General features: G+C 60.1%; 11 protein-coding genes. 3 read left to right on the top strand and 8 right to left on the bottom strand.

All coding sequences use genetic code 11. The features are described from left to right. The first annotated feature begins 22 nt into the window (after positions 1-22). From dinB to GOB90_RS14445, 3 genes are read left to right on the top strand one after another with little or no spacing between them, the layout of a single operon-like run. Positions 23-1,123, top strand: coding sequence for a DNA polymerase IV (gene dinB / locus GOB90_RS14455; protein ID WP_146890248.1), 1,101 nt, complete (start codon positions 23-25; stop codon positions 1,121-1,123). A 57-nt stretch (positions 1,124-1,180) separates the two neighbouring features. Then, complete coding sequence (locus tag GOB90_RS14450) at positions 1,181-1,705, top strand: GNAT family N-acetyltransferase (protein ID WP_146890251.1); 525 nt, start codon at positions 1,181-1,183, stop codon at positions 1,703-1,705. Between the two features lie 41 nt (positions 1,706-1,746). Further along, positions 1,747-2,412: a hypothetical protein gene (locus GOB90_RS14445; protein ID WP_146890254.1), complete on the top strand. Its 666-nt coding sequence runs from the start codon at positions 1,747-1,749 to the stop codon at positions 2,410-2,412. A gap of 7 nt (positions 2,413-2,419) precedes the next feature. Here the strand turns inward: GOB90_RS14445 and GOB90_RS14440 are convergent, their stop codons facing one another. The 8 genes from GOB90_RS14440 to GOB90_RS14405 all read right to left on the bottom strand — a co-directional run bounded on the left by GOB90_RS14440 (position 2,420) and on the right by GOB90_RS14405 (position 14,239). Continuing rightward, positions 2,420-4,375, bottom strand: coding sequence for a helix-hairpin-helix domain-containing protein (locus GOB90_RS14440; RefSeq protein WP_146890258.1), 1,956 nt, complete (start codon positions 4,373-4,375; stop codon positions 2,420-2,422). 1 nt (position 4,376) lies between these two features. Continuing rightward, entirely contained in the window at positions 4,377-5,150 is a 774-nt protein-coding gene (locus GOB90_RS14435; RefSeq protein WP_146890261.1) for a PP2C family serine/threonine-protein phosphatase, read from the bottom strand. A 5-nt stretch (positions 5,151-5,155) separates the two neighbouring features. Continuing rightward, positions 5,156-5,827 carry a vWA domain-containing protein gene (locus tag GOB90_RS14430; RefSeq protein WP_146890264.1) on the bottom strand — a complete coding sequence of 224 codons (672 nt, stop codon included), beginning with the start codon at positions 5,825-5,827 and terminating at the stop codon, positions 5,156-5,158. A gap of 176 nt (positions 5,828-6,003) precedes the next feature. Continuing rightward, positions 6,004-7,680, bottom strand: a complete 1,677-nt coding sequence (locus tag GOB90_RS14425; protein ID WP_146890267.1) for a M20/M25/M40 family metallo-hydrolase — start codon at positions 7,678-7,680, stop codon at positions 6,004-6,006. Between the two features lie 392 nt (positions 7,681-8,072). Further along, complete coding sequence (locus tag GOB90_RS14420; RefSeq protein ID WP_146890270.1) at positions 8,073-10,385, bottom strand: hypothetical protein; 2,313 nt, start codon at positions 10,383-10,385, stop codon at positions 8,073-8,075. A gap of 143 nt (positions 10,386-10,528) precedes the next feature. Continuing rightward, positions 10,529-12,496, bottom strand: coding sequence for a hypothetical protein (locus tag GOB90_RS14415; RefSeq protein ID WP_146890273.1), 1,968 nt, complete (start codon positions 12,494-12,496; stop codon positions 10,529-10,531). Positions 12,497-12,656: 160 nt separating this feature from the next. Then, positions 12,657-13,295, bottom strand: coding sequence for a glutathione S-transferase (locus GOB90_RS14410; protein ID WP_222594627.1), 639 nt, complete (start codon positions 13,293-13,295; stop codon positions 12,657-12,659). Positions 13,296-13,315: 20 nt separating this feature from the next. Next, on the bottom strand, positions 13,316-14,239 hold the full coding sequence (locus GOB90_RS14405; protein WP_146890333.1) for a LysR family transcriptional regulator: 924 nt from the start codon (positions 14,237-14,239) through the stop codon (positions 13,316-13,318). Between the last annotated feature and the right edge of the window lie 132 nt (positions 14,240-14,371).

The raw sequence follows: 14,371 nt of genomic DNA, 5'->3' as shown, positions 1-14,371 counted from the left end.
ATTTCGCGAGCAGGATCGCTCCATGTCGGACCTTTCCCCGCCAGACCCCGTGCGCCGCATCCTGCATATCGACATGGATGCCTTCTACGCCTCCATCGAGCAGCGCGATGACCCGTCGCTGCGCGGAAAACCCGTCGCCGTGGGGCGAGGCGAGGCCCGGGGCGTGGTCGCCGCCGCCAGCTACGAGGCCCGACGCTACGGCGTGCGCTCCGCCATGCCCTCGACAATGGCAAAACGGCGCTGCCCCGAACTGATCTTTGTCAAACCGCGCTTCGAAATCTACCGTGCCGTGTCAGCTCAGATCCACGACGTCTTCGCCCGTTACACCCCCCTTATCCAGCCCCTGTCCCTCGATGAAGCCTATCTCGACGTCACCGACCACCTGGGCGCATACGGCTCCGCAACCGAAATCGCGCAGGCAATCCGGGCCGACATCCGCGCCGAAACCGGACTGACAGCTTCAGCCGGCGTCTCCTACAACCGCTTCCTGGCCAAACTCGCCTCCGAACAGAAAAAACCGGACGGCCTGTTCGTCATCACACCCCGGCAGGGACCAGCCTTTGCCGCCAGCCTTCCCGTCGAATGTTTCCACGGCATCGGCCCGGCAACAGCCAGAAAAATGCACGCCCTCGGAATCCGCACAGGCGCCGATCTCCGCGCCTGCGCGGACGGAATGCTGAAAGCCCGTTTCGGCAGCTCGGCCAGCTTCTACGCCGGCATCTCGCGCGGAATCGATCACCGCCCCGTCAATCCCGACCGCCAGCGGAAATCAATCGGAACGGAAACAACCTTCGATCGCGATATCGCCTCTCAGGACGAAATGTTCGCGGCGCTGGAACGTATCGCGCAAAAGCTCTGGGCGTCCTGCGACAAAAGACACCTCACAGGGCGCACCGTCACCGTCAAAGTGAAATATACCGATTTCCGCATCGTCACCCGCGCCCGCTCCCTGTCCGATCCGGTCAGTAGCGAAAAAGACCTGCTCACATCAGCCGGAACAGCCCTCGAAACACTCTTCCCGCTCTCCCGTCCGGTCCGGCTGCTGGGAGTCACACTGTCCGCCCTGCTCGCGCAGGATCAGGCCACCGAACGCACACAGCTTGCCCTGTTCGACACCTGCTGAAACCCTTCATCGAGCCCTTCCTTCACGCCAGCCCCCTGCCCATGCTACCCCCGCCCGATGACCAGCGACGACATCTTCATCAGCCCCGTAAAATGCGCCGACGCACCCGAGCTCATCCGCGCCAATCAGGCCAGCCGCGACTACCACGCCCCCTGGGCCGAACCGTTCACCGATGAAGCCGGTTTCGACACCTGGTACGGCCAGATCCTCACCGGCCCCGGCCTCGGCTTCGTCGCCAGACACGCGCAGACCCGCGAGATCGTCGGCCTGTTCACCCTGAGCCAGATCGTCTGGGGCGTCTTCAGAAGCGCGTATCTCGGGTATTACGGTATGAAATCCCATGCCGGTCGCGGCTTCATGACCGCCAGCCTGAAACAGGTCATCGCCCACACTTTCAGCGACATCGGCCTGCACCGGCTGGAAGCCAACATCCAGCCCGGCAATACAGCCTCCATCGCCCTGGCCCGCCGCGCCGGTTTCAGAAGGGAAGGCCTTTCCCCGTGCTACCTTAAAATAGCCGGGCAGTGGCGGGATCATGAACGCTGGGCTATCCTCGCCACCGACAGCCCGATCAGCACATGAACTCCGGGCACCACGCAAGAGGTCGCCGGAGCGCCCACGTTATGAGAAGCAGATCAGGTCATTCGCCGGGCGGACTGGCTGCCATCCTCGTCATTCTGTGCGCCGGCAGTCACGCGGCTCACGCCCGGCTCCCCGACACGAACGAATTTTACGCCATCCGAACCGGCTCCTGTGGCTGCTCGGATTATCAGGTCATGCGGGAAGTCATCACCACCCCTCCCGGACCGGCGCGTGACGAACTGACCGACACCCGCGTCTCACAGAATCTGTGCTTCCGCATCCCCCCCGACACTCACTGGCAAAAGATTTCCGGCGAAGGCCTGATCGTGCTTATGCGTCTGGTGCCGCCCCAGGAAGGCCTGGCGCCGCTCTACTTCAAAGCCGCCGATATCATCCCGCCCAAACCGGAAACAGCGCCCGCCGGCACACTACCCGCCATAGCCGAACCGGACGCATATCCTTCTCCTGAATCGTCCTCCCCGGCGCCGGCGCTTCCCGGGGAAACACCGCAATCCCCCGATACCTCGGAAACCGCAGCGCCATCCCTTCCGGAATGGACCGGCTACGCGCTCGCCGCCATCGTCGCCCTGGCACTCCTGCTGGCCGCCCCCCGCCTGCATCTCATCGCCGAACTCATCCGCGTACGGCCCGCCTTCGCCCTGATCGCTTTCACCCTGACCGCCGCCGCCGCCATCTGGCTGCACTGAGGCCCGGTCAGACCAGCCGTCGCGCCTTCGCCTCGCTCCTCGCCGCCTGAAGACAGTTTCCCGCGATCCGGATATTCTGCATAGCGTCCTCGCGGTTCTCCACAATCACCGCCTTCGCGATTTTGAATTCGGCCAGCTCCATTTCAAACGCAGACTGAATGGCCCGCTGTCGCCGCGTATAATCCTTCGCGATGGCTGAAATCTGATCCGGTGGCACATGGGAAACTTCAAAAACAAACCGTCTTTCGCAGGACTCGCGCCAGGTCAGAAGACGCTTCTGCGTCACCACTTCGAGCCCCGGATTCTGATTCAGCTTTTGAGACGTAATGTCCGCTGCGGTCCTGAAACCTGCTCCCGTTATCGGCGGCTTTTCATCCTGAGCTATTCCCGGAATCGTCGCGACCTCAAGCCGCTGGTTCGACAGAAAGCGCCGCAAACCTGTCTCCCGCGCCTGCTTCACACATTCCCGAAGCAACGCCTCCTCTTCCTCCGACACTTCAAGCCATTTCTGATGCAGATTCGTTAAATTCTCTGAATAATTATTAAACTCTCCGGCATCCGTTGCATTGAGGCCCGCAAGAAACTGCGCATAGTCCTTTTTGCATTTGCGCAGAACCGCCATCGCATCCCGATCAGCCCGGGAGCCGGTCCGGTAATACGCCAGGCAGGCCAGCAGAAAAATCGCGCCGTCCGTCAGCAGACCCGCATCGAACACCATATGCGTAACAGCCAGCGCCAGCCCGAATACGACAATCGTCGCATACCGGCTCAGTTGCCTGACCTTCCCCGCTTCCACACCACCAGGCGAAGGCGTCGGCAAAGGGGGCAGGGCAGGGGGGATCGGAGGCGCTCCCGCAGGCAGGATCGTCCTGAAATGCTCCCACAGAACCGTCATTTTCTGCTCGGCGGGACGCGGCTCCTCCCCGATCTGCAAACCGGCAGGCACCCGGCGCTTCCGCACCACTTCACGCCGGGGCGCCTCACCGAACAAAGGCTGTCGCAGAGACTTCTCAATCTCGCACCAGGGACAGCCTGGCGCCTGCATCCAGTACCGATGCAACGGACTCACACTACAGGACGTCAGATCGAGATTCATCTGCGCCAGCACCCGCGTCCATTCCAGAGCCGCAGGCCGGCGGCCGGTCCCTTCCCGCGAAAACGCACGCTCGAACAGAGTCAGCAAGGCGGGCGGAACCGCACCCGGAGGCAGCGTCAGAGGCGGCCGCTCATACGGCCAGTGACGCCCGTAAACATAGGCATAATCCCGGATCGCATCCCCCGTCTGCGGCGATGCGCCCCGCCCGGCAAAAGGATGTTTGCCAAGAAACAGCAACTCAAAAATCAGAACCGCCAGCCCGAAACGATCATGATCCGGCGTGCGGATAATGCGCGAAAAATCCGCCTGACCCTGCAATTCCGGTGGCTGAAACTCCGTCACGCCAACAGGACACGTCCAGGTGTGCCCGCCTTCCGTAAACTGAAAACTGTCACAGTCGATCAGAAACGCATCACCGTCGGCATTGAAAACGATGTTGTTCGGATTCACATCCCCGATCACATGCCCGGCACTGTGAACAGCATCGAAGGCGGAAGAAGCCGATCGGGCCGCGCCGATCAGAAATCCCCAGTCCCGATCAGGAAAAGTCCGCTTCCGTAATGCCGGTCCGGTCAGCGTGAACGCCGGATGCGCGTTCACAATGCGCCGCATCAGAAACCCGTCCACCCCCCGCCCGGGCCGCCGCAGCACCTCCAGCGGCCACGCCGTCCGCTCCGTCAGCCCGGCCGTCGCCGCCCCCGTCATCGCCTCCAGCTTGGCAATCTTCTCCGGTGCCGGCGCCGATGAATAAAGCTTGGCAACCACATCCGGCCGCCCTTCCACCGTAAAAACCGCGCCCTCGCCACCCTGCGCCAGTTTCTGAGGAAGAATAACCGGCTTCCCCGCCTGATCGACCCGTGCCTGCATTTCAGACGCCGTCAGGCATCAGGCGTGTCGCAATGATCAGACTTTTGTCATCGTCCGTACGCCCGTTGACCTGTTCCGACCCCAGCCACGCCTCAAGTACACCGGCAACAGCCTCGTCCGACCCCGCCTCACGCCCTCTCAGCCACTGAAAAATCGACCGGAACGCCGGCTCATGCACCCGCTCCTCCGTAAAATCGAGCACCAGCCGTTCAATCCCGTCCGAAAACAGCGCCAGCTCATCAACCCGCCCGCGACCGCAAACCTGCAAATTCTCCATCGCATCCGGTTCGGTCACAAAAAACGTCTGGTTCGCAAACTCCCCGTGCTGGGGCCAGAACACCGGCACCAGCCCGTCACCCTCCCGCACCACAATCGCCCCGTCACCAACCTGAGCAAACCCCGAACGCTCAGGCCCGATCACACAGCCGATAAACGTGCAGGCATAATCCGCCACGCTCAGTTCATTCAGCACGGCATGATCCTCGATGGCATCCCGAATGTTCGTCATCACCTCCGACCAGAACGCCTCATCCGCTACAAAGGCCGATGCCTGCCCGATCCGCTGTTTCGCATAATCGATAAAAACCCGCGTCGCCGTCGTCGCGCCGGCCTCCGCTTCCGCAGCCGTTCCCGCGCCGTCACTCACCGTCGCCACCAGATAAGCCCGGCCATCCCGGTCCTCGCAGCACAGACAGGCCGCGGAATCCTGGCAGGGCAGGGATTTACGCAGATGGCTCGTGCCGATCACACAGGCGGCGCCCTTCCGCCACGCCATCACGATCAGACTTCCGTCCAGCCCATCGGCGCCGACAGCGGAACCGCCGCCCCGACCTGCGAATGTGCCACCCCGCTCAGAGAACTCGACAGCCAGGAAAACATCTCCCGGAAACTCAGCCCCTTCAGCGGAACAGGAGGACGCGCCGGGCTGCAAATGGCCGAAAGCGTCTGCATGTCCGCGCCCTCAACCCCGACAGCAAAAAAACTGAAACTCTTGCTCGCCGTATTGTCTCCGGCATGAATCGCCCGGGCGGCAGCGTGCCAGCTATCCGTCGGCGAGCCGTCTGTCACAAGAAACACCCAGGGACGATAATACCCGATCCCCGCCTCGCGATAATCCACCTTGCGCTGCTCCAGGGTCTGCAAGGCCAGAAGAACAGCATCGCCCAGCGGCGTATTGCCGCCCGTCGTCAGATGAGGGGCAATATAACGCTGCGCAGACACGAAATTCTGCTCCAGCCGCGCCGGACCAAACGTCACCGTCGCAATCTCAACCCGCTGCGTGGCAAGCGGATCGGACTGCAACTCCTGCTGAAACAGCTTCAGCCCTTCGTTCAGAGCCTGAATACGCGACCCCGACATCGAGGTGGAGGTGTCGAGAACAAGAACACACGGACAGCGCGGCTCCGGATTCATAACAAGATCCGGATGAAATGGAAGAATATCGTTCGTCATGCAGCCTGCCCCTGTCTGTCCCCGCAGGAAAATCTAGGCACCTTTTCCTCCGGCATCAATACAGTGCCTGAAAACAGCCAGCAACAACCACATCAGACCAAAGTATTATCGTTAAAAAAACATTAATACAGCATTCGCTCAAATTGCCGCGCACGTCCCTGAAGACCTGCCCCGCATCAGTTCCCGCGCTCCTTTGCCGTCTCCGCCCGAACAGCGGCAAATTCAGATCCCGCCTTCCACTGCGGCCAGTCATGCGAAAACGCCACCCGGCGCCCCACCGCATAAACCAGCGCCGTATCCTCCGCCGCCCCGCGCAGATCCCACGATGCACTCCATGTATCGCATGCCTGGTGGTAACACTTCATGTAATTCTGTAACCACGTCTCGCCCGCCTGACTTCCGCCCGCCACAAGATCATACGGCCCCGCCATATCCATCATCGCTACAACCGGAACCCCCGCCCGCGCGAACGGCAGATGATCCGCCCGGTAAAACGCCCCGCGCTCCGGGCGCGCTTCAGGCTGCATGACCCGCCCCTGATCCCGCGCAGCAACCGCAAGATCGTCCTGCAATGTGTCCTGACCGGCCCCGACCACAAACGCATTGTGCGCCGGCCCCGCCATCTGCAACACATCGATCGTGAAATTCGCCGCCGTCTTCGCCAGCGGCGCCAGCGGATGCGCCGCATACCAGGACGACCCCAGCAACCCGCGCTCTTCCGCCGTCCAGGCCGCGAACATCACCGTCCGATCCGGCTTCACACCCGCCCGATATGCCCGCGCAATCTCCAGAACAGCAGCAATCCCCGACCCGTCATCAATCGCCCCGGGCCGCATCACCGTTTTCCCCGCCGCATCCGTGCTCATCCCGAACGCATCCCAGTGCGCGCCATACATCACGGTCTCATCAGGATATTTCGCGCCCGTGATCTTCCCGATCACATTCCGGCTCTGCAACCGCGCCACCGCAACCGGCGCATCCACGGTCAGCCCCATGCCCTTCAGCTCAACAGGCCGGAACCCCGGATCGCGCGCCCGGACCCGCAAAACCTTCAGATCAAGCCCCGCCCGCACAAACAGACGCGCCGCCGCTTCCCCCTCAAGCCAGCCCTGCAACGCAAGCGGTTTCTGCGCCTTGTCGTCACGAGCAATGTCAAACGTCTCGCCCCCCGGCGCAATCACCGTCGACCACGGATAAGACGCTCCGGCCGTATCGTGAATAATCAGCGCCCCGACAGCCCCGCGCCGCGCCGCTTCCTCATACTTGTAAGTCCAGCGACCATAATACGTCATCGTCCGCCCGCCGAACCGCCCCGCGACAGGCTCTCCCGGCGCCGCCTCGAAATCCGGATCGTTCACAAGGAAAACAGCAATTTTCCCCCGCAGATCATAACCTTTGAAGTCATTCCAGTTCCGCTCCGGCGCATGAACCCCATACCCCGCAAACACCAGAGGCACCGCACTGAGCTGAATCCGCTCATTCGGTAAAATCGTCGAGAGATAAATATCCTTTCCGGATACAAGCCTCACGGAAGACCCGTCCATTCCCACCTCAAGAAGCGACGGTGTTCCCACCCGCGTCCGCAACAGCGGAACCGTCTGCGTCCACCCGCCATTCTCTCCGCCCGGCTCAAGACCGATCGCCTGATACTGCTCGATCAGCCACGTCACCGTCCTGTCTTCCCCCGCCGTCGCCGGCGACCGTCCCTCAAACTCCGGCGACGCCAGAACCTTTATCACCTCCGACATCCGGCCCGGATCAACCGGCGCCCACGGCTCCGCCGCCAGAACATGCATCGGAAATACGGAGACCAAAGAAGGAAGAACAGCAAGCAGCCAGCGGCGAGACATCATAACTCCATTAATTATAAACTGAACGTAACGATTTCCCGCGCACGCCCGTCGATATCTTCATCAGGACAATACCGGGATCTTTACACCACGCGCTTTCATTTGTCAGTGCGCGGGTAATACCTGACACCATTTCTTCCCGCAGCCTGCTTTTTTTCAGAATGTTTACAGAGAGCAACGTCGTTCATAACGGGTAAATTGCAGGGGAGCAGGCAGCCCGGCGATGGCGCCCCTGTCTGTCAGAACCTCATCGGACCATTCAACACGCACGACCCTCTTCGATGCGTGTGTGAGCCCGGAAAGGTCTGCACACATCAGAGGATACAGGGGCGATAATGATACGGGGCGCCGCCACCGCCATCCCTCAATGACAGTTCCGAAATCCGGACAGATGATTACAGGGCGTTCCTCTGATTATCGACCAGAGTCTCCGCAATTTCCCGGATCAGCGCCCTGTGGCGATCTTCGATCGGCAGAGCTGAAAACAGAACGATAAGCGCTTCGTCGTATTTTTTTAAGTCAAACAGGGACGCAACCAGCATGATACGAACGTCGATATTTCCCGCATCGGTGCGGTGCATCGCGCGCGCCAGCGCCAGCGCGCCCTCACGCCAGCCGGATTTCCGGTAAAGCGCCCAGAACCGATGGGAATCGTACTGTGCATGCGGATTATCGAGCACACGGCGAAGCTTTAGCAGAGGCGCCTCACCAGGGTCTTCAAACTGCATCAGAAGCGCGTCCGCCAGAATATGGTCAGCCCCGTCGCTTCCGGACACCAGGCTGCGGAAAAGCGCCCGGAAATCTCCCCGCGTCTCAAACCTGTGCAGAAGATCATAATATAGTACGTAGTTGTAAATTTCCGCCTGACGCCGGGACGCACGAAGTGCCTGGCGTAAGCTCGCCGCTGTCACCTGAGAAAGATCCCTGAACAGCTCAGGAAGACGCGGCTCATTCACGCCTGCGAAATAGCGTTCCGGCGAGCCCCAGGTAAACCGGGCCGGAACAATCGTAATGCTGCCCCGCGCCGCGATCAGTTCGGCATGATACCTGTCATCCGGCTGGCGCGGGTCGGAGACAATCAGGCCACGTGCCGGAAGATCAGCGCTTTCGATCGGACCACCGGCATCACCCCGTCCTGCACCTTCCCTGCAAAAACGCGGCGCAAAAGCCACAGTCAGCTCCGCACCCAGAGCATACGCGTATCTGAAGGCGGCATAGCCACCGACATGATGCCCGGTGGTCACAACGCGTCGTCCGTCAGTCCGCTCCGCAATCGCAGAAACAGCGCGCTCCATCTCATCCGGAGGAAACCAGGAAGGAGACAGGATACCAATCACCGACAGCCCGCTCCGGTGACAGATCCGGCTCCCTTCGAACTCATCCGGCATTCGGCCCTCAGTGCCATCGAAGACGATGACCACCGTTTCCGAGTCCGTCATCTGTGAGACGACGCTTACCTGCGCGCCATCAAAGATAAGATCATCACCCAGCAGAGCGACAAGCAGTTCGCGGCTGTTTACTCTTCGCGCAAAATGGCCGATTTCCTCTCGCCACGGCGTGACATCCCGCTCCCGGCACAAAGCGATGAGATCTGCGATCCCCGCTTCAGGCCTGCCGAGCGCCTCCATTTCACCAGCAAAATTCAGCCGTCCCAGACCATTCTCCGGCTCGCGGTCGCGGAGCGCGCGGCGCAGAAGTATCTCGCCCTCCACGAAGCCACGAATCCGATAAATCCGCAGAACGCGCTCCAGCGACGAGACATGGATGTGATGCAGGCCGGACGGCGTTTCCCGTTGCACCAGTTCGAGACCCGCTTCAGGCTCTCCGTCCAGGAACAGCATGACGCCTTTCAGAAGCCGTGCCTCCTGCGTGGCCTCATCCGCGCAGAGGCCGGCAAGTTCATGGAAACGGGCAGTCCCGCCGCGCTCCAGCCGGGATGCTACACAGTGAAATTTCGTCTCATGATAGCTTCTGCTGGTCCGGCGCGAAACGCGGAACAGCTGCCGGAACCTTTCAGCCGTGCCGGTTCGCGGGTCAGTCGCCAGTTCCATCAGCTGGCGGCTTTCTTTACCGGAGCTGCTGATCAGCTGACCCAGCGTGGCATGCCAGGTAAATGGCGCGACAATGCGTGTCACACCGGGAAGTGCCGTCAGCCGATCGCCATGCTCCCGGTCCTCCCTCTCGTGCGGATCGAGAAAGATAAAGCATTTACCGTGAAGATCCCCGGCGGTAATCGCCACCCCTCCCTGCAATGCCGGGTCGTAAAGCGAAGTCCAGCGACAGTCGAATGTCCCGACATCCGCCGGGTTGTTCGACCACTGGGGCGAAAAAGCCAGCGCCAGACCGGCGCCAAGCAGATTCGAGAATTTCAGCGCGGCATAACCGCCCATGCTGCTGCCATAGGTGACGACACGCTTGCCGCGTAAACGTGGGCGGATGGCCTCCGCCACAGCACTCATCTCATCCGGCGGAAACCAGTTCGGTGCCCGGCTGACAATACCGATCGCCGAATAGCCGAGCTTCGCAAAGAAAGTGTCCGCCCAGAAACGATCTTCCGGTGCGTCCGCAGACGGCGTCTCAGCCCGGTTGTTAAAAGTGACAAAGACAGTGTCAGTCCCGAAATCCCGCATGGCAGCGAAAAGATGAATACCACTGAACAGTACGACTGCCTTACTGTTACCGCTGCCCGTGGTTCCGGTCCCGCTCACAGTTTAGCTTCCATATTCTTCTGAACGCCTCAATATTCAAAATACATATTTATAATTTATAAACAAAATTCTTACAGAGATATCGAATCAAGGGGCCTCTCCGTCACCGAACACTCAGAACAGAGATACCGCTCCTTCTCCGCTCACCATTCTTTTCCTTCAGAACGATATCTCCACCTGCCGGCATGACAGGCATATTCATTCGTATCATCCATCATCATCTGCCCGTTCGCGCACGGCGCCCCTTTCGCAGGCGTCCCATACGGAATAATCAGCGCCCTCGCATTCAGAACACCCTTCACGGAAACTGACCCTTTCAGTTCGGCATTCGCTTCCACAGTCAGAGGTTTTGTGAAATCGGCGGGTGTCGTAAAATAAAGAGATTTTTGCTCTTTATTATAAAGCAGACCGCCCGCCGCGTCCCCGCCCGTATTCGTAAATTCTATTTTTGCACCGGGTAATAAAACAGTGCCGTTTTCCGCAACAATAAGACCATAGTTCGGATCATAACCGTTATTCCCGGCCCCTATCCCGATACCATGATAATATCCCTTCGGATTAAATACCACCTGACCGCCCGATGCGCCCGATGCCGGGTCCCACGGAACATTCGCAGACGGAGAAATATTCTGCCCGCCATTAGAGTCGTGATACTGAATATGAATTGACTGCGAAGCATAGTTGGAACTCTCAGGACGCTCCGTCATCTTCTGGTCGCGAACCTGAGTAACCGAAACATACCCCGTATAATTGCCCTGCGGCCTCGTATCGAAACCAAAATTCGCAAGTTCACTGAACGAACCAGGCAAAGTTCCAAGATCGGATGGCTGAAATAACGCCGTAACAAGCCCGCCCGGCCCAAGCGCCGTATAAGCAGCCGCATTATTGTCGAGATTGGTCGAAAGAAACCCCTGAGGCAGTTTTCCCCCACCAGACAGAAGAATTCCGAACGAGTCCTTCGTCAATGCCGAACGGCTGTTAAAATCAAGCGCCAGCCCCTGAAGAGTTCCGGAATAATCATCCTGTTTCTCATTCCAGAAATCCCACTCATTGGCACACTGATTGACCTGATTGCCAAAGCTTCCGTTCGGATTGTTGATATCCCCATGTGATCCGCCCGGTGAGTCAAGCTGACAAAGCTGATATTCAGGGAACGCTTTCGTATAAAGACCAAAGAAAACAGCCGGACTGTTTACATGCGTAAAGAAATGATCAAGCGAAGGCGCCGAATTATCCAGTGTCTCCGATCCGGGCGTATGCGGCGCGGAACCCAGCCCGTAATAGACCTGCCCCAGCATTCCCCACCCATTATCAAGCGTTATACTGTCCACTGTCCCGTCAGTATTCGTGTGCCAGCCCGCAATCGTGCCAAAATAAGTATTGATCGGCCGGGTAAATTTCCCGTCACTCCCCGAACTGGTCAGATAAGGCATAAGCCAGCTGTTCTGCCAGAGCCGCTTTTTCTGCGCCGCAACCTCATTGCTTGATACATTCATGCCTTTGACAAGAAATTTTGCCCAGTAAGCAGGAAGAGCCGGTGTAAACGATGCGCCCGTCCGGCTGAATGTGACCGCATGAGTGTTGCCCTGCGGATCCCTGATCGTCGATGAAGCAATAAAGCGGGGAGGCGCCGAACCCGTGCGCTCCTCCCGGGCCACGGCATCCAGTTCCGGATAGTTTACAATGCCGGACCATCCCCCCGCCGTCACACCGGACCCCTGGCCCGCCGACATCCCGTTCATATAAACAGCATCCACAACAGCCTGAAGACCACCGGCGACAGGCTGACCGAACACCCAGTGAAACGCCTTGTCGTCAGCGCGATGACCGCCAAGCATTTCCACCTGCCCCCACGGAATCCCGGACCCGATCATGTCAGCCGGAACATCCCACGCGTGAACCGGCGGATTATTCTGCAATATCGTCTTGACCGGCGAAGCATACTGCATACCCGCATAAGACGGAGTCTCAGGGAAAATACCCACATTTACCGATTCAGAAAGCGGGTTATATTGCCCCAGAGACCTGTCGGCTTTCAGAAAACTCTGCAACGGAGCCTGCGCCGCGGCGACCGCCGGGAACAGAACAGTAAGGAACAAAATCTTCTTCATTTGCCGGATCTTCCAGGGGTCAAAGTAAGCCGCAGATCATGCCACACCGTACTCCGCAAACCATTTTCCCGCAAAAAACGGAGAATTGCGCCTCATCCCGGATCTGATCCGCCTGCCAGCCAAACCGTCCCCCGAGCTATAAACGAACCTTTTTCCAGCCTTATAACTCCGGAAAACACACAGACGCCCCGCCGCCCTCATCCCCCGGCCGCCACACCGCATACCGCCGCATCGCCCGCGCAAACAAAGCCGATGAAACAAACCCTTCCAGCCACCCCCGCACACGCGGCAAATCCAGCCCCCCGAACCACGCCGCATCCACCGCCGCAAACTGCCGCACAAACGGCAAAACCGCCGCATCCGTCAGCCTGAACCGCTCCCCACACAGAAACCCGCCCGAAAGCCGCGCCTCCAGCTCCTTCAGAAACCGAACCCCCTCCGTCCGATGCTCCAGCGGATCACACCCATACCGCGTAAAATACTTGTACCGATCAAGATGAAACTTAAACACCCCGTCACACGCCCCGACCAGACCGAAATCCGCCCCCGGCAGCCACCCCTCAGGATCGTCCCGCCCCAGAGCCCACCGCATCACATCGAGACTCTCATCAATCACCACACCATCCGGTAAAACCAGAACCGGAACCGTTCCCTTCGGAGACACCGCCAGCATTGCCGCAGGCTTCTCCCGCAACAAAACCTCCCGCACCTCAACCCGAACCCCGCTCACCAGCAAAGCCAGCCGCGCCCGCATCGCATAGGGACACCGCCGGAAACTCCAGAGCACAGGCCACGCCACAGCGCCCTGTGCCCGTCCCCTCAACCCCCCGCCTCCCACTCCCGGCAAGCCTCCCGCAACGCCGCCACAAACCGCGTCACCAGCGGAACATGTCGCCCCCGCAACACCGCAATCGCCAGCGAAGCCTTTGGCGCCGGCTCCTCAATCGGATGAAACGTCACACCCCCCGCATGAATCTGCGATAAAGACTGCGGCACCACCGAAACACCAAGCCCCGCCGCAACCAGCGGAACCGTCGCCGCAATCTGCGGCGCCTGCTGCCCCATCTTCGGCGTAAACCCCGCATTCTGACACGCCGATAAAATCGCGTCGTGAAATCCCGGCCCCAGCTCTCGCGGGAAAATAATCAGCGGCTCAGCCTCCAGCATCGAAAGCCGGATCGCACCGTCCGCCGCATGCTCATGCCCGCTCGGCAACGCCGCAACCGTCGGCTCATCCAGCAGCGGATAAATCGCCAGATCCCGATCATCCGTCACCGGAGGCCGCACAATCGCAACATCAACCCGACGCTCATGCAAAGCCGCCGAAAGGGCAGGGGTGTTGCTCTCCTCAAACGAAACCACAACCTCCGGCCACGCCTCACGAAACCGCCTGATCGTGGAAGGAATGATCGGTAACAGCGAAACCGCCCCCGCCAGCCCGACCCGCAAATGCCCCCGCTCACCCCGCGCCATCCCGCTCGCTGTCGCCACAAACTCCTCCGACAACGCCAGAATCGTCCGAGCCTGCTCCAGCAAAGCCGCGCCAATGTCCGTCAGAACAACCCCCCGCGTCTGCCGCTGAAACAACGACACACCCAGATCCCCCTCAAACTGCCGGATCTGCTGACTCAGCGGCGGCTGTTCCATCCCCAGCGCCGCCGCCGCCCGCGTGAAACTCCCGCACTCCGCCACCGCCACAAAATACCGTAACCGCCGCAGATCAGCCGCCCGCTGCCATTCCATCCCATACCCCATCCACCGTGCGAGCCTGCCATGCACCACACAACTCTCGGCACCCGCCAGCCCCCAGGCTATTCTCAAAACCATACAAACAGCCGTAAAGATACCGGCACATCACCCCTCCGGACGCCGGCC

Origin of the sequence: Acetobacter oeni (genome assembly GCF_011516825.1) — a bacterium.
Taxonomy (GTDB): Bacteria; Pseudomonadota; Alphaproteobacteria; order Acetobacterales; family Acetobacteraceae; genus Acetobacter; species Acetobacter oeni.
This window is presented reverse-complemented; position numbering and strand designations above follow the sequence as displayed.